This is a genomic window from Streptococcus mitis, assembly GCF_002860865.1.
Taxonomy (GTDB): domain Bacteria; phylum Bacillota; class Bacilli; order Lactobacillales; family Streptococcaceae; genus Streptococcus; species Streptococcus mitis_AT.
This window is the reverse complement of sequence record NZ_PKIE01000002.1, coordinates 209,751-229,337: the sequence shown is the minus strand read 5'-3', so window position 1 is coordinate 229,337 and position 19,587 is coordinate 209,751. Positions and strand designations below refer to the sequence as shown.

The following is a 19,587-nucleotide window of genomic DNA, read 5'->3' as shown; positions in this document are numbered from 1 at the left end:
TATCGTGGGAATTCGTGTTTATAAACCAACAACAAACGGTCGCCGTAATATGACTTCTTTGGATTTCGCTGAAATCACAACAAGCACTCCTGAAAAATCATTGCTTGTTGCATTGAAGAGCAAGGCTGGTCGTAACAACAACGGTCGTATCACAGTTCGTCACCAAGGTGGTGGCCACAAACGTTTCTACCGTTTGGTTGACTTCAAACGTAACAAAGACAACGTTGAAGCAGTTGTTAAAACAATCGAGTACGATCCAAACCGTTCTGCAAACATCGCTCTTGTACACTACACTGACGGTGTGAAAGCATACATCATCGCTCCAAAAGGTCTTGAAGTAGGTCAACGTATCGTTTCAGGTCCAGAAGCAGATATTAAAGTCGGAAATGCTCTTCCACTTGCTAACATCCCAGTTGGTACTTTGATCCACAACATCGAGTTGAAACCAGGTCGTGGTGGTGAATTGGTACGTGCTGCTGGTGCATCTGCTCAAGTATTGGGTTCTGAAGGTAAATACGTTCTTGTTCGTCTTCAATCAGGTGAAGTTCGTATGATTCTTGGAACTTGTCGTGCTACAGTTGGTGTTGTCGGAAACGAACAACACGGACTTGTAAACCTTGGTAAAGCAGGACGTAGTCGTTGGAAAGGTATCCGCCCAACAGTTCGTGGTTCTGTAATGAACCCTAACGATCACCCACACGGTGGTGGTGAAGGTAAAGCACCAGTTGGTCGTAAAGCACCATCTACTCCATGGGGCAAACCTGCTCTTGGTCTTAAAACTCGTAACAAGAAAGCGAAATCTGACAAACTTATCGTTCGTCGTCGCAACGAGAAATAATATTAAACTAGTCGCTTAAGTAACTAGTAAATCAATCCGCCAACTCGGTAGCGCTCCATAGGAGCGCAAGCCGCTGTGGTACAACATTTAAAGGAGAAAATATAAAAATGGGACGCAGTCTTAAAAAAGGACCTTTCGTCGATGAGCATTTGATGAAAAAAGTTGAAGCTCAAGCTAACGACGAAAAGAAAAAAGTTATTAAAACTTGGTCACGTCGTTCAACGATCTTCCCAAGTTTCATTGGTTACACTATTGCAGTTTATGACGGACGTAAACACGTACCTGTTTACATCCAAGAAGACATGGTAGGTCACAAACTTGGTGAATTTGCACCAACTCGTACTTACAAAGGTCACGCTGCAGACGACAAGAAAACACGTAGAAAATAAGGAGAACATAAATGGCAGAAATTACTTCAGCTAAAGCAATGGCTCGTACAGTACGTGTTTCACCTCGTAAATCACGTCTTGTTCTTGATAACATCCGTGGTAAAAGCGTAGCCGATGCAATCGCAATCTTGACATTCACTCCAAACAAAGCTGCTGAAATCATCTTGAAAGTTTTGAACTCAGCTGTAGCTAACGCTGAAAACAACTTTGGTTTGGATAAAGCTAACTTGGTAGTATCTGAAGCATTCGCAAACGAAGGACCAACTATGAAACGTTTCCGTCCACGTGCGAAAGGTTCAGCTTCACCAATCAACAAACGTACAGCTCACATCACTGTAGCTGTTGCAGAAAAATAAGGAGGTAAAATCGTGGGTCAAAAAGTACATCCAATTGGTATGCGTGTCGGCATCATCCGTGATTGGGATGCCAAATGGTATGCTGAAAAAGAATACGCGGATTACCTTCATGAAGATCTTGCAATCCGTAAATTCGTTCAAAAAGAACTTGCTGACGCAGCAGTTTCAACTATCGAAATCGAACGCGCAGTAAACAAAGTTAACGTTTCACTTCACACTGCTAAACCAGGTATGGTTATCGGTAAAGGTGGTGCTAACGTTGATGCACTCCGTGCAAAACTTAACAAATTGACTGGAAAACAAGTACACATCAACATCATCGAAATCAAACAACCTGATTTGGATGCTCACCTTGTAGGTGAAGGAATTGCTCGTCAATTGGAGCAACGTGTTGCTTTCCGTCGTGCACAAAAACAAGCAATCCAACGTGCAATGCGTGCTGGAGCTAAAGGAATCAAAACTCAAGTATCAGGTCGTTTGAACGGTGCAGATATCGCCCGTGCTGAAGGATACTCTGAAGGAACTGTTCCGCTTCACACACTTCGTGCAGATATCGATTACGCTTGGGAAGAAGCAGATACTACATACGGTAAACTTGGTGTTAAAGTATGGATCTACCGTGGTGAAGTTCTTCCAGCTCGCAAAAACACTAAAGGAGGTAAATAACCAATGTTAGTACCTAAACGTGTTAAACACCGTCGTGAATTCCGTGGAAAAATGCGCGGTGAAGCAAAAGGTGGAAAAGAAGTAGCATTCGGTGAATACGGTCTTCAAGCTACAACTAGCCACTGGATCACTAACCGCCAAATCGAAGCTGCTCGTATCGCCATGACTCGTTACATGAAACGTGGTGGTAAAGTTTGGATTAAAATCTTCCCACACAAATCATACACTGCTAAAGCTATCGGTGTGCGTATGGGATCTGGTAAAGGGGCACCTGAAGGTTGGGTAGCACCAGTTAAACGTGGTAAAGTGATGTTCGAAATCGCTGGTGTATCTGAAGAGATCGCTCGCGAAGCGCTTCGTCTTGCTAGCCACAAATTGCCAGTTAAATGTAAATTCGTAAAACGTGAAGCAGAATAAGGAGAAGGCATGAAACTTAATGAAGTAAAAGAATTTGTTAAAGAACTTCGTGGTCTTTCTCAAGAAGAACTCGCGAAGCGCGAAAACGAATTGAAAAAAGAATTGTTTGAACTTCGTTTCCAAGCTGCTACTGGTCAATTGGAACAAACAGCTCGCTTGAAAGAAGTTAAAAAACAAATCGCTCGTATCAAAACAGTTCAATCTGAAGCGAAATAATAGACTAGGGAAGGAGAAATTTCAATGGAACGCAATAATCGTAAAGTTCTTGTTGGACGTGTTGTATCTGACAAAATGGACAAGACAATCACAGTTGTAGTTGAAACAAAACGTAACCACCCAGTCTATGGTAAACGTATTAACTACTCTAAAAAATACAAAGCTCATGATGAAAACAATGTTGCCAAAGAAGGCGATATCGTACGTATCATGGAAACTCGCCCGCTTTCAGCTACAAAACGTTTCCGTCTTGTAGAAGTTGTTGAAGAAGCGGTCATCATCTAATCAAACCTGAAAGGAGAAAACTGAAATGATTCAAACAGAAACTCGTTTGAAAGTCGCAGACAACAGCGGTGCTCGTGAAATCTTGACTATCAAAGTTCTTGGTGGTTCAGGACGTAAATTTGCAAACATCGGTGATGTTATTGTGGCATCTGTAAAACAAGCTACTCCTGGTGGTGCGGTTAAAAAAGGTGACGTTGTTAAAGCAGTTATCGTTCGTACTAAATCAGGTGCTCGTCGTGCTGATGGTTCATACATCAAATTTGACGAAAACGCAGCAGTTATCATCCGTGAAGACAAAACTCCTCGCGGAACACGTATCTTTGGCCCAGTTGCACGTGAATTGCGTGAAGGTGGCTTCATGAAGATCGTGTCACTTGCTCCAGAAGTACTTTAATTTTTAGAAACAAACTAGTCCCCTGGATTTACCTCCAGGGTGCCCTTATGGGCGTAAGAAAAATCAAGGAGAAACCTAATGTTTGTAAAAAAAGGCGACAAAGTTCGCGTAATCGCTGGTAAAGATAAGGGAACAGAAGCTGTTGTCCTTACTGCCCTTCCAAAAGTAAACAAAGTTATCGTTGAAGGTGTTAACATCGTTAAGAAACACCAACGTCCAACTAACGAGCTTCCTCAAGGTGGTATCATCGAGAAAGAAGCAGCTATCCACGTATCAAACGTTCAAGTTTTGGACAAAAATGGTGTAGCTGGTCGTGTTGGTTACAAATTTGTAGACGGTAAAAAAGTTCGCTACAACAAAAAATCAGGCGAAGTGCTTGATTAATCACGAAGGAAAGGAGAAGTATAATGGCAAATCGTTTAAAAGAAAAATATCTTAATGAAGTAGTTCCTACTTTGACAGAACAATTCAACTACTCATCAGTGATGGCTGTGCCTAAAGTAGATAAGATCGTTTTGAACATGGGTGTTGGTGAAGCTGTATCAAACGCTAAAAGCCTTGAAAAAGCTGCTGAAGAATTGGCACTTATCTCAGGTCAAAAACCACTTATCACTAAAGCTAAAAAATCAATCGCCGGCTTCCGTCTTCGTGAAGGTGTTGCGATTGGTGCAAAAGTTACCCTTCGTGGTGAACGTATGTACGAATTCTTGGATAAATTGGTTTCAGTTTCACTTCCACGTGTACGTGACTTCCACGGTGTTCCAACAAAATCATTTGATGGACGCGGAAACTACACACTTGGTGTGAAAGAACAATTGATCTTCCCAGAAATCAACTTTGATGACGTTGACAAAACTCGTGGTCTTGACATCGTTATCGTAACAACTGCTAACACTGACGAAGAGTCACGTGCATTGCTTACAGGCCTTGGAATGCCTTTTGCAAAATAATATAGGAGGTAAATCTAATGGCTAAAAAATCAATGATTGCTAAGAACAAACGTCCAGCGAAGTTCTCTACTCAAGCTTATACTCGTTGTGAAAAATGTGGTCGTCCACATTCAGTTTACCGCAAATTTAAACTTTGCCGTGTTTGCTTCCGTGAATTAGCTTACAAAGGACAAATCCCTGGTGTAACAAAAGCATCTTGGTAATTTAAGATATCAAGGGCGTCAAAACTCTAAGTGAAAATAGGAAACTTGACGAAGAAACTGAAGTTTCTAGGAAAGTTTATCTTTTTCACACAGAGTTTAGCCCGGGTTCAGTTGGGCTTGCCAATTTGAACACGAGCTACAGCTTTGGCAAAAAAGACCAATTTTCTTTGGAGCATCGCTCCTGCATCAAATTGCCTATTTTTGCTCTTGCTGTTACGCTCTTTGTATCATGTATTAACTAGCAAGTGCAACTTGCAAACTACTAGTAAGAGGAGAAAAACAAAATGGTTATGACTGACCCAATCGCAGACTTCCTAACTCGTATTCGTAACGCTAACCAAGCTAAACACGAAGTACTTGAAGTACCTGCATCAAACATCAAAAAAGGGATTGCTGAAATCCTTAAACGCGAAGGTTTTGTAAAAAACGTTGAAATCATCGAAGATGACAAACAAGGCATCATCCGTGTATTCCTTAAATACGGACCAAACGGTGAAAAAGTTATCACTAACTTGAAACGTGTTTCTAAACCAGGACTTCGTGTCTACAAAAAACGTGAAGACCTTCCAAAAGTTCTTAACGGACTTGGAATTGCGATCCTTTCAACTTCTGAAGGTTTGCTTACTGATAAAGAAGCACGCCAAAAGAATGTTGGTGGGGAAGTTATCGCTTACGTTTGGTAATATTTAGCTCCCAATTTCTTTGTGACTCTTCGTTATCGTCTCTTGCCTAACCTAAAGTTATGCCTGCGAGACGCTGCTTAGATTCACTTTGAAATTGAAACCTAAATGTTCCTTTAAATCGAGGAATCGATTTAACCCCGTGAAAACTGGCCGTTCTGGCCTGACAATTTAACAGGAGAAAATAAACATGTCACGTATTGGTAATAAAGTTATCGTGTTGCCTGCTGGTGTTGAACTCACTAACAATGACAACGTTGTAACTGTAAAAGGACCTAAAGGAGAACTTACTCGTGAGTTCTCAAAAGATATTGAAATCCGTGTGGAAGGTACTGAAGTAACTCTTCACCGTCCAAACGATTCAAAAGAAATGAAAACTATCCACGGAACTACTCGTGCCCTTTTGAACAACATGGTTGTTGGTGTATCAGAAGGATTCAAGAAAGAACTTGAAATGCGCGGGGTTGGTTACCGTGCACAACTTCAAGGATCTAAACTTGTTTTGGCTGTTGGTAAATCTCATCCAGACGAAGTTGAAGCTCCAGAAGGAATTACTTTTGAACTTCCAAACCCAACAACAATCGTTGTTAGCGGAATTTCAAAAGAAGTAGTTGGTCAAACAGCTGCTTACGTACGTAGCCTTCGTTCACCAGAACCATATAAAGGTAAAGGTATCCGTTACGTTGGTGAATTCGTTCGCCGTAAAGAAGGTAAAACAGGTAAATAATGTTGAGTGGTTGATTCTCAACCACCAACCTATTTTCCAACTTTGTGCATAGCACACGATTTAAAACTAAAGAGGTGAAAACTGTGATTTCAAAACCAGATAAAAACAAACTCCGCCAAAAACGCCACCGTCGCGTTCGCGGAAAACTCTCTGGAACTGCTGATCGCCCACGTTTGAACGTATTCCGTTCTAATACAGGCATCTACGCTCAAGTGATTGATGACGTAGCGGGTGTAACGCTCGCAAGTGCTTCAACTCTTGACAAAGAAGTTTCAAAAGGAACTAAAACTGAACAAGCCGTTGCTGTCGGTAAACTCGTTGCAGAACGTGCAAACGCTAAAGGTATTTCAGAAGTGGTGTTCGACCGCGGTGGATATCTATATCACGGACGTGTGAAAGCTTTGGCTGATGCAGCTCGTGAAAACGGATTGAAATTCTAATAGGAGGACACTAGAAAATGGCATTTAAAGACAATGCAGTTGAATTAGAAGAACGCGTAGTTGCTGTCAACCGTGTTACAAAAGTTGTTAAAGGTGGACGTCGTCTTCGTTTCGCAGCTCTTGTTGTTGTTGGTGACCACAACGGTCGCGTAGGATTTGGTACTGGTAAAGCTCAAGAAGTTCCAGAAGCAATCCGTAAAGCAGTAGATGATGCTAAGAAAAACTTGATCGAAGTTCCTATGGTTGGAACAACAATCCCACACGAAGTTCTTTCAGAATTCGGTGGAGCTAAAGTATTGTTGAAACCTGCTGTAGAAGGTTCTGGAGTTGCCGCTGGTGGTGCAGTTCGTGCCGTTGTGGAATTGGCAGGTGTGGCAGATATTACATCTAAATCACTTGGTTCTAACACTCCAATCAACATTGTTCGTGCAACTGTTGAAGGTTTGAAACAATTGAAACGCGCTGAAGAAGTTGCTGCCCTTCGTGGTATTTCAGTTTCTGATTTGGCATAAGAAAGGGGATAAAATGGCTCAAATTAAAATTACTTTGACTAAGTCTCCAATCGGACGCATTCCATCACAACGTAAAACTGTTGTAGCACTTGGACTTGGCAAATTGAACAGCTCTGTTATTAAAGAAGATAACGCTGCTATCCGTGGTATGATCACAGCAGTATCTCACTTGGTAACAGTTGAAGAAGTAAACTAATGAATTTTTAGGGGATGTGCACTATACCATCCCCTAAAACTAGATATAGTCATCTATGATGATGTTGTATAGGCGAGTTGATGGGGGAGACAACCTTTTCTCCCTTATCGGCGCTAGCATTTTACAAAAGAGGAGAAAATAAAAATGAAACTTCATGAATTGAAACCTGCAGAAGGTTCTCGTAAAGTACGTAACCGCGTTGGTCGTGGTACTTCATCAGGTAACGGTAAAACATCTGGTCGTGGTCAAAAAGGTCAAAAAGCTCGTAGCGGTGGCGGAGTTCGCCTTGGTTTTGAAGGTGGACAAACTCCATTGTTCCGTCGTCTTCCAAAACGTGGATTCACTAACATCAACGCTAAAGAATACGCAATTGTGAACCTTGACCAATTGAACGTCTTTGAAGATGGTGCTGAAGTTACTCCAGTTGTTCTTATCGAAGCAGGAATTGTTAAAGCTGAAAAATCAGGTATTAAAATTCTTGGTAACGGTGAGTTGACTAAGAAATTGACTGTGAAAGCAGCTAAATTCTCTAAATCAGCTGAAGAAGCTATCACTGCTAAAGGTGGTTCAGTAGAAGTCATCTAAGAGAGGTGACCTATGTTTTTTAAATTATTAAGAGAAGCTCTTAAAGTCAAGCAGGTTAGATCAAAAATTTTATTTACAATTTTTATCGTTTTGGTCTTTCGTATCGGAACTAGCATTACAGTTCCTGGTGTGAATGCCAATAGCTTGAATGCTTTAAGTGGATTATCCTTCTTAAACATGTTGAGCTTGGTATCAGGGAATGCCATGAAAAACTTCTCAGTTTTTGCTCTTGGTGTTAGTCCCTACATTACGGCCTCTATCGTTGTCCAACTCTTGCAAATGGATATTTTACCCAAGTTTGTAGAGTGGGGTAAACAAGGGGAAGTAGGTCGAAGAAAATTAAATCAAGCTACTCGTTATATTGCTCTTGTTCTAGCCTTTGTGCAATCTATCGGGATTACAGCTGGTTTTAATACTTTGGCTGGAGCTCAATTGTTGAAAACAGCTCTTACTCCACAAGTCTTTATCATGATTGGTATCATCTTAACAGCTGGTAGTATGATTGTGACTTGGTTGGGAGAGCAAATTACAGATAAGGGATACGGAAATGGTGTTTCTATGATTATCTTTGCCGGGATTGTTGCCTCAATTCCAGAGATGATTCAGGGCATCTATGTGGACTACTTTGTGAACGTCCCAAGTAGCCGTATCAACTCATCCATCATTTTCGTAATCATTTTGATTATTACTGTATTGTTGATTATTTACTTTACAACTTATGTTCAACAAGCAGAATACAAAATTCCAATCCAATATACTAAGGTTGCACAAGGTGCTCCATCTAGCTCTTACCTTCCATTGAAGTTAAACCCTGCTGGAGTTATCCCTGTTATCTTTGCAAGTTCGATTACTGCAGCGCCTGCGGCGATTCTTCAATTTTTGAGCGCTACAGGTCATGATTGGGCTTGGGTAAGGGTAGCACAAGAGATGTTGGCAACCACTTCTCCAACTGGTATTGCCATGTATGCTTTGTTGATTATTCTCTTTACATTCTTCTATACGTTTGTACAGATTAATCCTGAAAAAGTGGCAGAGAACCTACAAAAGAGCGGTGCCTATATCCATGGAGTTCGTCCTGGTAAAGGTACAGAAGAATATATGTCTAAACTTCTTCGTCGTCTTGCAACTGTTGGTTCCCTCTTCCTTGGTGTGATTTCCATTTTGCCGATTGCAGCTAAAGATGTATTTGGTCTTTCTGATGTTGTTGCCTTTGGTGGAACAAGTCTCTTGATCATTATCTCTACTGGTATCGAAGGAATCAAGCAATTGGAAGGTTACCTATTGAAACGTAAGTATGTTGGTTTCATGGACAGAACAGAATAAAAGTATTTACTGAGTCAGTAAATGCTGAGGGAGTGGAGGTTTAACTCTAACATTAGTGAGAGTTTGGTCTCCCCTCTTCTATTTTGTTTTTAAATAGGGGTGAAAAGAATTTTTGCTTCTATTTAAAAATAAAATAAGGAGATCAAATCATGAATCTTTTGATTATGGGCTTACCTGGTGCAGGTAAGGGAACTCAAGCAGCAAAAATCGTAGAACAATTCCATGTTGCACATATCTCAACAGGTGATATGTTCCGTGCTGCTATGGCAAATCAAACTGAAATGGGTGTTCTTGCCAAGTCATACATTGACAAGGGTGAATTGGTTCCTGACGAAGTTACAAATGGAATCGTAAAAGAACGTCTTTCACAAGATGATATTAAAGAAACAGGATTCTTGTTGGATGGTTATCCACGTACAATCGAACAAGCTCATGCCTTAGACAAAACATTGGCTGAACTTGGCATCGAACTAGAAGGTGTTATCAACATCGAAGTGAATCCAGATAGCCTCTTGGAACGTTTGAGTGGCCGTATCATCCACCGCGTAACTGGAGAAACTTTCCACAAGGTCTTTAACCCACCAGTTGACTATAAAGAAGAAGATTACTACCAACGTGAAGATGATAAGCCTGAGACAGTAAAACGTCGTTTGGATGTGAATATTGCTCAAGGAGAACCAATCATTGCTCACTACCGTGCCAAAGGTTTGGTTCATGACATCGAAGGTAATCAAGATATCAATGATGTCTTCTCAGATATCGAAAAAGTATTGACAAATTTGAAATAAAGCGTTTTTCACACTTGCAAAAATCCGCTACAAATGTTATACTAAGATAGTCTGACTTATAATTGTTGTCTCTGTGTCTAGAGGCATCGAATCGAAATTTATGGAGGTGCTTTTGCGTGGCAAAAGACGATGTGATTGAAGTTGAAGGCAAAGTAGTTGATACAATGCCGAATGCAATGTTTACGGTTGAACTTGAAAATGGACATCAGATTTTAGCAACAGTTTCTGGTAAAATTCGTAAAAACTATATTCGTATTTTAGCGGGAGATCGTGTTACTGTCGAAATGAGTCCATATGACTTGACACGTGGACGTATCACTTACCGCTTTAAATAATCGAAAAACTTGGAGGGATAAGAAATGAAAGTAAGACCATCGGTCAAACCAATTTGCGAATACTGTAAAGTTATTCGTCGTAATGGTCGTGTTATGGTAATTTGCCCAGCAAATCCAAAACACAAACAACGTCAAGGATAAGATAGAAAGGAGAAAACATGGCTCGTATTGCTGGAGTTGACATTCCAAATGACAAACGCGTAGTAATCTCATTGACTTATGTTTATGGTATCGGACTTGCAACATCTAAGAAAATTTTGGCTGCTGCTGGAATCTCAGAAGATGTTCGTGTACGTGATTTGACATCAGATCAAGAAGATGCTATCCGTCGTGAAGTGGATGCAATCAAAGTTGAAGGTGACCTTCGTCGTGAAGTAAACTTGAACATTAAACGTTTGATGGAAATCGGTTCATACCGTGGTATCCGTCACCGTCGTGGACTTCCTGTCCGTGGACAAAACACTAAAAACAACGCTCGCACTCGTAAAGGTAAAGCTGTTGCGATTGCTGGTAAGAAAAAATAATATAGGAGGTAAAAGTCTTGGCTAAACCAACACGTAAACGTCGTGTGAAAAAGAATATCGAATCTGGTATTGCTCATATTCACGCTACATTTAATAACACTATTGTTATGATTACTGATGTGCATGGTAATGCAATTGCTTGGTCATCAGCTGGTGCTCTTGGTTTCAAAGGTTCTCGTAAATCTACACCATTCGCTGCTCAAATGGCTTCTGAAGCTGCTGCTAAATCTGCACAAGAACACGGTCTTAAATCAGTTGAAGTTACTGTAAAAGGTCCAGGTTCTGGTCGTGAGTCAGCTATTCGTGCGCTTGCTGCCGCTGGTCTTGAAGTAACAGCAATTCGTGATGTGACTCCAGTGCCACACAATGGTGCTCGTCCTCCAAAACGTCGCCGTGTATAATCATCGCATTACACTGCTTTTCGTTTAAGAGGGAGTAACTAAATGATCGAGTTTGAAAAACCAAATATAACAAAAATTGATGAAAATAAAGATTATGGCAAGTTTGTAATCGAACCACTTGAACGTGGCTACGGTACAACTCTTGGTAACTCTCTTCGTCGTGTACTTCTAGCTTCTCTACCAGGAGCAGCTGTGACATCTATCAACATTGATGGTGTGTTACATGAGTTTGACACAGTTCCAGGTGTTCGTGAAGACGTGATGCAAATCATTCTGAACATTAAAGGAATTGCAGTGAAATCGTACGTTGAAGACGAAAAAATCATCGAACTGGATGTTGAAGGTCCTGCTGAAGTAACAGCTGGTGACATTTTGACAGATAGCGATATTGAAATTGTAAATCCAGATCATTATCTCTTTACAATCGGTGAAGGTTCTTCTCTAAAAGCGACTATGACTGTTAACAGTGGTCGTGGATATGTACCTGCTGATGAAAATAAAAAAGATAATGCACCAGTTGGAACACTTGCTGTAGATTCTATTTATACACCAGTTACAAAAGTCAACTATCAAGTGGAACCTGCTCGTGTAGGTAGCAATGATGGATTTGACAAATTGACCCTTGAAATCTTGACAAATGGAACAATTATTCCAGAAGATGCTTTAGGGCTTTCAGCACGTATTTTGACAGAACATCTTGATTTGTTTACAAATCTTACTGAGATTGCTAAGTCAACTGAAGTGATGAAAGAAGCTGATACTGAATCTGACGACCGTATTTTGGATCGTACGATTGAGGAACTGGACTTGTCTGTGCGTTCATACAACTGTTTGAAACGTGCCGGTATCAATACTGTGCATGATTTGACAGAAAAATCTGAAGCAGAGATGATGAAAGTACGAAATCTTGGACGCAAGAGTTTGGAAGAAGTGAAACTCAAACTCATTGATTTGGGTCTTGGATTAAAAGATAAATAAAGGAGGAATACATGGCTTACCGTAAACTAGGACGCACTAGCTCACAACGTAAAGCAATGCTTCGCGATTTGACAACTGACCTTTTGATCAACGAATCAATCGTGACAACTGAAGCTCGTGCTAAAGAAATCCGTAAAACTGTTGAAAAAATGATTACTCTAGGTAAACGTGGTGATTTGCATGCACGTCGTCAAGCAGCTGCTTTCGTACGTAATGAAATCGCATCTGAAAACTATGATGAAGCAACTGATAAGTACACTTCTACTACAGCACTTCAAAAATTGTTCTCAGAAATCGCACCTCGTTATGCTGAACGTAACGGTGGATACACTCGTATCCTTAAAACTGAACCACGTCGTGGTGATGCAGCGCCAATGGCGATCATCGAATTAGTATAAAATCATCAATTTTGTTGAGTGTTATGATGATGGAGTCTTGTGCTCTTAGTCTAGCTCTGGTCTACCGCTAGGATTTCGGTCCTAGCGGGAACACTCATCATAAGTTGGGATAGTAGACGCTTGTTTACGAAATTGTTTTTTGCTTAAGAACAACTTCGTAAGCAGGCGTTTTTGAGTATTTTCGTTAGAATTATGCTATACTATTTGAAAAGAATCCTGTTTAATGTTCAGGTTTCTTATTTTAAGAAGAATTGGAGTTTGCTTATGAAAGCGATTATAACTGTTGTTGGTAAAGATAAATCTGGAATTGTTGCAGGTGTTTCTGGTAAAATTGCAGAATTGGGTTTGAATATTGATGATATCTCTCAAACTGTTTTGGATGAATATTTCACGATGATGGCTGTTGTCTCTAGTGATGAAAAGCAGGATTTTACTTATCTGCGAAATGAGTTTGAAACTTTTGGGCAAACTTTGAATGTGAAAATCAATATTCAGAGTGCAGCGATTTTCGAAGCTATGTATAATATCTAGGAGGTTATCATGGATATTAGACAAGTTACTGAAACCATCGCTATGATTGAGGAGCAAAACTTCGATATCAGAACTATTACCATGGGGATTTCCCTATTAGACTGTATTGATCCAGATATCAATCGTGCTGCGGAGAAAATTTATCAAAAGATTACGACCAAGGCAGCTAATTTAGTGGCTGTTGGTGATGAAATTGCTGCTGAGTTGGGAATTCCTATCGTTAATAAGCGTGTATCGGTGACTCCTATTTCTCTGTTTGGGGCCGCGACAGATGCGACGGACTACGTGATTCTGGCAAAAGCGCTTGATAAGGCTGCGAAAGAGATTGGTGTGGATTTTATTGGTGGTTTTTCTGCCTTAGTACAAAAAGGTTATCAAAAGGGAGATGAGATTCTTATCAATTCTATTCCTCGTGCTTTGGCTGAAACGGACAAGGTCTGCTCGTCAGTTAATATTGGCTCAACCAAGTCTGGTATTAATATGACGGCTGTGGCAGATATGGGACGAGTTATCAAGGAAACGGCAACTCTATCAGATATGGGTGCGGCCAAGTTGGTTGTATTCGCTAATGCTGTTGAGGACAATCCATTTATGGCGGGTGCCTTCCATGGTGTTGGGGAGGCAGATGTTATCATCAATGTCGGCGTTTCCGGTCCTGGTGTGGTGAAACGTGCCTTGGAAAAAGTTCGTGGACAGAGCTTTGATGTAGTAGCCGAAACAGTTAAGAAAACTGCCTTTAAAATCACTCGTATCGGTCAATTAGTTGGTCAAATGGCCAGTGAGAGACTGGGTGTGGAGTTTGGTATTGTGGACTTGAGTTTGGCGCCAACTCCTGCGGTTGGAGATTCTGTTGCACGTGTCCTTGAAGAAATGGGGTTAGAAACAGTTGGAACACACGGGACGACGGCTGCCTTGGCACTCTTGAATGACCAAGTTAAGAAGGGAGGAGTTATGGCTTGCAACCAAGTCGGTGGTTTGTCTGGTGCCTTTATCCCTGTTTCTGAGGATGAGGGGATGATTGCTGCAGTGCAAAATGGCTCTCTTAATTTAGAAAAACTAGAGGCCATGACGGCTATCTGTTCAGTTGGTTTGGATATGATTGCCATTCCGGAGGATACACCTGCTGAAACCATTGCGGCTATGATTGCAGATGAAGCGGCAATTGGTGTCATTAACATGAAAACAACAGCTGTTCGTATCATTCCAAAAGGAAAAGAAGGCGATATGATTGAGTTTGGTGGTCTTCTTGGTACAGCTCCAGTTATGAAGGTCAATGGGGCTTCGTCTGTTGATTTCATCTCTCGTGGAGGACAAATCCCAGCACCAATTCATAGTTTTAAAAATTAAGAAAATAGGAGAAATTTTAAGTTCTATTTAAGGTTGGATGTGTATACTATAATCATTAAATAAAGACCTCCTAATATTATTTGAAACAGATAACACTGATTTAGTTTGAATTTGATTTTCATCTAATATCTTTATTTAATAGAACTCCTAAACTTTTTCATAATAATCTCCTGCAAAAGTCACCTGTCTGGGTGGCTTTTGTTTTATCATCCATGATATAATAGAAGCAAATGGAGGACGGAAAATGGTAAAAGTACGATTGTATTTGGTACGTCATGGCAAGACTATGTTTAACACGATTGGTCGCGCGCAAGGTTGGAGCGATACTCCCTTAACTGCTGAAGGTGAACGAGGGATTCAAGAATTAGGAATCGGTTTGCGAGAATCTGGTCTGCAGTTTGAGCGCGCTTATTCCAGTGATTCTGGCCGCACCATTCAGACAATGGGAATTATCCTTGAAGAACTTGGTTTGCAGGGGAAAATCCCTTATTGCATGGACAAGCGTATCAGAGAATGGTGTTTTGGTAGCTTTGACGGGGCCTACGATGGCGATCTTTTCATGGGCATTATTCCTCGTATCTTTAATGTGGACCACGTTCACCAATTGTCTTATGCTGAACTGGCTGAGGGCTTGGTAGAGGTTGATACAGCTGGTTGGGCTGAAGGCTGGGAAAAACTCAGTGGCCGAATCAAGGAAGGTTTTGAAGCGATTGCCAAAGAAATGGAAGAACAAGGTGGGGGCAACGCTCTCGTTGTCAGCCATGGAATGACCATTGGAACCATTGTTTATCTGATTAATGGCATGCATCCGCATGGTCTCGATAATGGTAGCGTGACGATCCTTGAATATGAGGACGGTCAGTTTAGCGTTGAGGTTGTCGGCGACCGTAGTTACCGAGAACTAGGACGTGAGAAGATGGAGGAGACAAACAATCTATAGAAGTTAGCTCCAAGTGTGAGCTAATTTTTTATACTGCTAAATAAGCTGGATTTGCGATTCAGTCTTTCTTACCATCCAAGTCTAAAAGAACATTTCTCATCTTTCAAATTCTCTCAAAAATGGTATAATAGTAACATCACAAAATTGGAGAGAGACCATGAGTTTTTACAATCATAAAGAAATTGAGCCTAAGTGGCAGGGCTACTGGGCAGAACATCATACATTTAAGACAGGAACAGATGCATCAAAACCGAAGTTTTATGCACTTGACATGTTCCCTTACCCGTCTGGAGCGGGTCTGCACGTAGGACACCCAGAAGGCTACACAGCGACTGATATCCTCAGCCGTTTCAAACGTGCGCAAGGATACAATGTCCTTCACCCAATGGGATGGGATGCTTTTGGTTTGCCTGCAGAGCAATACGCTATGGATACTGGTAATGACCCAGCAGAATTTACAGCTGAGAACATTGCTAACTTCAAACGCCAAATCAATGCGCTTGGATTTTCTTATGACTGGGATCGTGAAGTCAACACAACAGATCCAAACTACTACAAGTGGACACAATGGATTTTCACTAAGCTTTACGAAAAAGGCTTGGCCTATGAAGCTGAAGTGCCAGTAAACTGGGTTGAGGAATTGGGAACAGCCATCGCCAACGAAGAGGTTCTTCCTGACGGAACTTCTGAGCGTGGAGGCTATCCAGTTGTCCGCAAACCAATGCGCCAATGGATGCTCAAAATCACGGCCTATGCGGAGCGCTTGCTTAATGACTTAGATGAACTTGATTGGCCAGAGTCTATCAAGGACATGCAACGCAACTGGATTGGGAAATCAACTGGTGCCAATGTAACCTTTAAAGTTAAGGGAACTGATAAGGAATTCACTGTCTTTACTACTCGTCCTGATACTCTTTTCGGTGCGACTTTCACTGTTTTGGCTCCTGAACATGAATTAGTAGATGCCATCACAAGCACAGAGCAAGCAGAGGCAGTAGCAGACTACAAACATCAAGCTAGCCTCAAATCTGACTTGGCTCGTACAGACCTTGCCAAAGAAAAAACTGGTGTCTGGACAGGTGCTTATGCCATCAACCCTGTCAATGGCAAGGAAATTCCAATCTGGATTGCGGACTATGTTCTTGCTAGCTATGGTACAGGTGCGGTCATGGCTGTTCCTGCCCATGACCAACGTGACTGGGAATTTGCCAAACAGTTTGGACTTCCAATCGTAGAAGTACTTGAAGGTGGAAACGTAGCAGAAGCTGCCTACACAGAAGATGGGCTTCATGTTAACTCAGACTTCCTAGATGGACTCAACAAAGAAGACGCTATTGCTAAGATCGTGGCTTGGTTGGAAGAAAAAGGCTGTGGACAAGAGAAGGTTACCTACCGTCTCCGCGACTGGCTCTTTAGCCGTCAACGTTACTGGGGTGAGCCAATTCCTATCATTCATTGGGAAGATGGAACTTCAACAGCTGTCCCTGAAAGTGAATTGCCACTTGTCTTGCCTGTAACCAAGGATATCCGTCCTTCAGGTACTGGTGAAAGTCCACTAGCTAACTTGACAGACTGGCTTGAAGTGACTCGTGAAGATGGCGTCAAAGGTCGTCGTGAAACCAATACTATGCCACAGTGGGCTGGTTCAAGCTGGTACTACCTCCGCTATATTGACCCACACAATACTGAGAAATTGGCTGATGAGGACCTTCTCAAACAATGGTTGCCAGTAGATATCTACGTGGGTGGTGCAGAGCATGCTGTTCTTCACTTGCTTTATGCTCGTTTTTGGCACAAATTCCTCTATGACCTCGGTGTTGTTCCGACTAAGGAACCATTCCAAAAACTCTTTAACCAAGGGATGATTTTGGGAACAAGCTACCGTGACCACCGTGGCGCTCTTGTGGCAACCGATAAGGTTGAAAAACGTGACGGTTCTTTCTTCCATGTGGAAACAGGAGAGGAGTTGGAGCAAGCGCCAGCTAAGATGTCTAAATCCCTCAAGAACGTTGTCAACCCAGATGATGTGGTGGAACAATACGGTGCTGACACCCTTCGTGTCTATGAAATGTTCATGGGACCACTTGATGCTTCAATCGCTTGGTCAGAAGAAGGTTTGGAAGGAAGCCGTAAATTCCTTGACCGTGTTTACCGTTTGATTACGAGTAAGGAAATCGTTGCGGAAAACAATGGTGCTCTTGATAAGGTTTATAACGAAACCGTTAAAGCTGTCACAGAACAAATCGAATCATTGAAATTCAACACAGCTATTGCCCAACTTATGGTCTTTGTCAACGCGGCCAACAAGGAAGACAAACTCTATGTTGACTATGCCAAAGGATTTATCCAATTGATTGCTCCATTTGCACCTCACTTGGCAGAAGAACTCTGGCAAACTGTTGCAGCAACAGGTGAATCAATCTCTTACGTGGCTTGGCCAACATGGGACGAAAGCAAATTAGTTGAAGATGAAATCGAAATCGTCGTTCAAATCAAAGGAAAAGTTCGTGCCAAACTCATGGTTGCTAAAGATCTATCACGCGAAGAATTGCAAGAAATTGCTCTCGCTGATGAAAAAGTCAAAGCAGAAATTGACGGTAAGGAAATCGTGAAAGTGATTAGTGTACCTAACAAACTCGTTAATATCGTCGTTAAATAACGAGTTTATTAGCTCTATCTGCCACCTTCAATAGTCCACTGGACTATTGAAGCCAACTAAATTGGTTAATATTGTTGTGAAATAAGATAGGAATCCTTCAGAGTAGAATCTGGAGGATTTTTTGAATCTTCTTATGAAAGTATGATATACTATGGGCAACTATAAAGTTTGAAAAGCGAAACAAGGGGAAAGTTATGCCAGTAAACGAATATGGTCAAATGGTTGGGGAGTCAATGGAAGGTTATACACCAGGTGAATTGCCTTCTATTGATTTCTTAGAAGGCCGTTATGCTCGAATAGAGACTCTTTCAGTGGAAAAGCATGCGGAGGATTTATTATCTGTTTATGGTCCAGATACCCCTCGGGAGATGTGGACCTACCTCTTTCAGGAGTCAGTGGCAAATCTGGAGGAGTTGGTTAGCCTTTTAAATCAGATGTTGGCTCGTAAGGATCGTTTTTACTATGCGATTGTAGACAAGGCAACTGGTAAGGCTTTGGGAACATTTTCTCTCATGCGAATTGATCAGAATAACCGAGTAATAGAAGTGGGAGCTGTCACTTTTTCTCCAGAGCTCAGGGGGACACGGATAGGAACAGAAGCCCAGTATCTCTTGGCTTGCTATGTCTTTGAGGAGCTTAACTATCGTCGCTATGAGTGGAAATGCGATGCTCTTAACATGCCATCAAGACGAGCTGCGGAGCGTTTGGGCTTTGTCTATGAAGGAACCTTTCGTCAGGCAGTGGTTTATAAGGGGCGTACAAGAGATACGGATTGGTTGTCCATGATTGATAAGGATTGGCCCAAAGTAAAATCTCATTTGGAAACATGGTTGCGTCCTGAAAATTTTGACAAAAATGGACAGCAGTACAAGAGCTTGAGAGAACTCTAAGAGGTGTTGAGATGATTACTATTAAAAAGCAAGAAATTGTCAAGCTAGAGGATGTTTTGCATCTCTATCAGGTTGTCGGTTGGACAAATTATACCCATCAACCAGAGATGCTGGAGCAGGCCTTATCTCATTCATTAGCGATTTATGTGGCACTTGATGGCGATGCTGTGGTAGGCTTGATTCGTTTGGTTGGCGATGGATTTTCATCAGTATTGGTTCAGGATTTAATTGTTTTACCAATCTATCAGCGTCAAGGGATTGGTAGCGCCTTGATGAAAGAGGCTTTAGAGGATTACAAAGATGCCTATCAAGTCCAGCTGGTGACAGAAGAGACAGAAAAAAACGTGGGATTTTATCGTTCTATGGGCTTTGAAATCTTATCCACCTATAATTGTATAGGAATGACTTGGATGAATCGAGAAAAATAATAAAACTTGTTTGTTATTAAGCAAAGTTTAAGGATGGTCTAGTATTATATAGTCATTAAATAAAGACCTCCTAACTTTATTTAATGAAATCCTAAAACTTTTTTCATCATAATCTCCTAATGAAGCCACCCAATCAGGTGGCTTTTTTCGTGGGTAGGTGATGGTGATAGAATTTTTTTGCAGAATAGTAA

31 protein-coding genes are annotated in these 19,587 nt (G+C 41.3%); all 31 read left to right on the top strand.

Going from position 1 to position 19,587, the window contains the following annotated elements:
* The first annotated feature begins 4 nt into the window (after positions 1 to 4).
* The 31 genes from rplB (at position 5) to CYK18_RS05350 (ending at position 19,396) form a co-directional block, all read left to right on the top strand.
* Positions 5 to 838, top strand: a complete 834-nt coding sequence (gene rplB, locus CYK18_RS05500; RefSeq protein WP_000512911.1) for a 50S ribosomal protein L2 — start codon at positions 5 to 7, stop codon at positions 836 to 838.
* 107 nt (positions 839 to 945) lie between these two features.
* Positions 946 to 1,227, top strand: coding sequence for a 30S ribosomal protein S19 (gene rpsS / locus CYK18_RS05495; protein WP_000533766.1), 282 nt, complete (start codon positions 946 to 948; stop codon positions 1,225 to 1,227).
* Positions 1,228 to 1,238: 11 nt separating this feature from the next.
* Positions 1,239 to 1,583 (top strand): 50S ribosomal protein L22, encoded by a 345-nt coding sequence (rplV, locus tag CYK18_RS05490; protein ID WP_000818137.1) that lies wholly within the window; start codon positions 1,239 to 1,241, stop codon positions 1,581 to 1,583.
* Positions 1,584 to 1,595: 12 nt separating this feature from the next.
* Positions 1,596 to 2,249 carry a 30S ribosomal protein S3 gene (rpsC, locus tag CYK18_RS05485; protein ID WP_000529936.1) on the top strand — a complete coding sequence of 218 codons (654 nt, stop codon included), beginning with the start codon at positions 1,596 to 1,598 and terminating at the stop codon, positions 2,247 to 2,249.
* A 3-nt stretch (positions 2,250 to 2,252) separates the two neighbouring features.
* On the top strand, positions 2,253 to 2,666 hold the full coding sequence (rplP, locus tag CYK18_RS05480) for a 50S ribosomal protein L16 (RefSeq protein WP_000960946.1): 414 nt from the start codon (positions 2,253 to 2,255) through the stop codon (positions 2,664 to 2,666).
* Positions 2,667 to 2,675: 9 nt separating this feature from the next.
* Positions 2,676 to 2,882: a 50S ribosomal protein L29 gene (gene rpmC / locus CYK18_RS05475; RefSeq protein ID WP_000772918.1), complete on the top strand. Its 207-nt coding sequence runs from the start codon at positions 2,676 to 2,678 to the stop codon at positions 2,880 to 2,882.
* A 24-nt stretch (positions 2,883 to 2,906) separates the two neighbouring features.
* Positions 2,907 to 3,167: a 30S ribosomal protein S17 gene (gene rpsQ, locus CYK18_RS05470; RefSeq protein WP_000440801.1), complete on the top strand. Its 261-nt coding sequence runs from the start codon at positions 2,907 to 2,909 to the stop codon at positions 3,165 to 3,167.
* A gap of 25 nt (positions 3,168 to 3,192) precedes the next feature.
* Entirely contained in the window at positions 3,193 to 3,561 is a 369-nt protein-coding gene (rplN, locus tag CYK18_RS05465; RefSeq protein ID WP_000616545.1) for a 50S ribosomal protein L14, read from the top strand.
* A 78-nt stretch (positions 3,562 to 3,639) separates the two neighbouring features.
* Positions 3,640 to 3,945 (top strand): 50S ribosomal protein L24, encoded by a 306-nt coding sequence (gene rplX, locus CYK18_RS05460; RefSeq protein ID WP_000497691.1) that lies wholly within the window; start codon positions 3,640 to 3,642, stop codon positions 3,943 to 3,945.
* 23 nt (positions 3,946 to 3,968) lie between these two features.
* The gene (rplE, locus tag CYK18_RS05455) at positions 3,969 to 4,511 is read left to right on the top strand and encodes a 50S ribosomal protein L5 (protein ID WP_054380890.1); all 543 of its coding nucleotides are present in this window, start codon (positions 3,969 to 3,971) and stop codon (positions 4,509 to 4,511) included.
* A gap of 17 nt (positions 4,512 to 4,528) precedes the next feature.
* Entirely contained in the window at positions 4,529 to 4,714 is a 186-nt protein-coding gene (locus CYK18_RS05450; RefSeq protein WP_001085697.1) for a type Z 30S ribosomal protein S14, read from the top strand.
* Between the two features lie 284 nt (positions 4,715 to 4,998).
* A complete protein-coding gene (gene rpsH, locus CYK18_RS05445) occupies positions 4,999 to 5,397 on the top strand; it encodes a 30S ribosomal protein S8 (protein ID WP_000245504.1) in 399 nt (132 codons plus the stop codon).
* Positions 5,398 to 5,584: 187 nt separating this feature from the next.
* Complete coding sequence (rplF, locus tag CYK18_RS05440; protein WP_000086640.1) at positions 5,585 to 6,121, top strand: 50S ribosomal protein L6; 537 nt, start codon at positions 5,585 to 5,587, stop codon at positions 6,119 to 6,121.
* An 83-nt stretch (positions 6,122 to 6,204) separates the two neighbouring features.
* The gene (rplR, locus tag CYK18_RS05435) at positions 6,205 to 6,561 is read left to right on the top strand and encodes a 50S ribosomal protein L18 (RefSeq protein ID WP_000624044.1); all 357 of its coding nucleotides are present in this window, start codon (positions 6,205 to 6,207) and stop codon (positions 6,559 to 6,561) included.
* 17 nt (positions 6,562 to 6,578) lie between these two features.
* Positions 6,579 to 7,073: a 30S ribosomal protein S5 gene (rpsE, locus tag CYK18_RS05430; RefSeq protein WP_000874202.1), complete on the top strand. Its 495-nt coding sequence runs from the start codon at positions 6,579 to 6,581 to the stop codon at positions 7,071 to 7,073.
* Positions 7,074 to 7,086: 13 nt separating this feature from the next.
* Complete coding sequence (gene rpmD / locus CYK18_RS05425; RefSeq protein WP_000057241.1) at positions 7,087 to 7,269, top strand: 50S ribosomal protein L30; 183 nt, start codon at positions 7,087 to 7,089, stop codon at positions 7,267 to 7,269.
* A 144-nt stretch (positions 7,270 to 7,413) separates the two neighbouring features.
* Positions 7,414 to 7,854 carry a 50S ribosomal protein L15 gene (gene rplO / locus CYK18_RS05420; protein ID WP_000766087.1) on the top strand — a complete coding sequence of 147 codons (441 nt, stop codon included), beginning with the start codon at positions 7,414 to 7,416 and terminating at the stop codon, positions 7,852 to 7,854.
* Between the two features lie 12 nt (positions 7,855 to 7,866).
* Positions 7,867 to 9,177 (top strand): preprotein translocase subunit SecY, encoded by a 1,311-nt coding sequence (gene secY, locus CYK18_RS05415; RefSeq protein WP_101785528.1) that lies wholly within the window; start codon positions 7,867 to 7,869, stop codon positions 9,175 to 9,177.
* Positions 9,178 to 9,326: 149 nt separating this feature from the next.
* On the top strand, positions 9,327 to 9,965 hold the full coding sequence (locus tag CYK18_RS05410; protein ID WP_001050436.1) for an adenylate kinase: 639 nt from the start codon (positions 9,327 to 9,329) through the stop codon (positions 9,963 to 9,965).
* 116 nt (positions 9,966 to 10,081) lie between these two features.
* Positions 10,082 to 10,300: a translation initiation factor IF-1 gene (gene infA, locus CYK18_RS05405; RefSeq protein ID WP_001029883.1), complete on the top strand. Its 219-nt coding sequence runs from the start codon at positions 10,082 to 10,084 to the stop codon at positions 10,298 to 10,300.
* A gap of 24 nt (positions 10,301 to 10,324) precedes the next feature.
* Positions 10,325 to 10,441, top strand: coding sequence for a 50S ribosomal protein L36 (rpmJ, locus tag CYK18_RS05400; protein ID WP_001808836.1), 117 nt, complete (start codon positions 10,325 to 10,327; stop codon positions 10,439 to 10,441).
* 17 nt (positions 10,442 to 10,458) lie between these two features.
* Positions 10,459 to 10,824, top strand: coding sequence for a 30S ribosomal protein S13 (rpsM, locus tag CYK18_RS05395; RefSeq protein WP_000090781.1), 366 nt, complete (start codon positions 10,459 to 10,461; stop codon positions 10,822 to 10,824).
* A 17-nt stretch (positions 10,825 to 10,841) separates the two neighbouring features.
* Positions 10,842 to 11,225: a 30S ribosomal protein S11 gene (gene rpsK / locus CYK18_RS05390; RefSeq protein WP_001118385.1), complete on the top strand. Its 384-nt coding sequence runs from the start codon at positions 10,842 to 10,844 to the stop codon at positions 11,223 to 11,225.
* 42 nt (positions 11,226 to 11,267) lie between these two features.
* Entirely contained in the window at positions 11,268 to 12,203 is a 936-nt protein-coding gene (locus CYK18_RS05385; protein WP_000568988.1) for a DNA-directed RNA polymerase subunit alpha, read from the top strand.
* Positions 12,204 to 12,214: 11 nt separating this feature from the next.
* Entirely contained in the window at positions 12,215 to 12,601 is a 387-nt protein-coding gene (gene rplQ / locus CYK18_RS05380) for a 50S ribosomal protein L17 (RefSeq protein WP_000331493.1), read from the top strand.
* 264 nt (positions 12,602 to 12,865) lie between these two features.
* On the top strand, positions 12,866 to 13,132 hold the full coding sequence (locus CYK18_RS05375) for an ACT domain-containing protein (RefSeq protein WP_000644126.1): 267 nt from the start codon (positions 12,866 to 12,868) through the stop codon (positions 13,130 to 13,132).
* Between the two features lie 9 nt (positions 13,133 to 13,141).
* Positions 13,142 to 14,479 carry a PFL family protein gene (locus CYK18_RS05370; protein WP_101785525.1) on the top strand — a complete coding sequence of 446 codons (1,338 nt, stop codon included), beginning with the start codon at positions 13,142 to 13,144 and terminating at the stop codon, positions 14,477 to 14,479.
* A 244-nt stretch (positions 14,480 to 14,723) separates the two neighbouring features.
* Positions 14,724 to 15,419, top strand: coding sequence for a histidine phosphatase family protein (locus CYK18_RS05365; RefSeq protein ID WP_101785523.1), 696 nt, complete (start codon positions 14,724 to 14,726; stop codon positions 15,417 to 15,419).
* Between the two features lie 157 nt (positions 15,420 to 15,576).
* Positions 15,577 to 18,078, top strand: coding sequence for a leucine--tRNA ligase (gene leuS, locus CYK18_RS05360; protein WP_101785521.1), 2,502 nt, complete (start codon positions 15,577 to 15,579; stop codon positions 18,076 to 18,078).
* Positions 18,079 to 18,272: 194 nt separating this feature from the next.
* Positions 18,273 to 18,968 carry a GNAT family N-acetyltransferase gene (locus CYK18_RS05355; RefSeq protein ID WP_101785519.1) on the top strand — a complete coding sequence of 232 codons (696 nt, stop codon included), beginning with the start codon at positions 18,273 to 18,275 and terminating at the stop codon, positions 18,966 to 18,968.
* 11 nt (positions 18,969 to 18,979) lie between these two features.
* On the top strand, positions 18,980 to 19,396 hold the full coding sequence (locus CYK18_RS05350) for a GNAT family N-acetyltransferase (RefSeq protein WP_101785517.1): 417 nt from the start codon (positions 18,980 to 18,982) through the stop codon (positions 19,394 to 19,396).
* Positions 19,397 to 19,587: the final 191 nt, after the last annotated feature.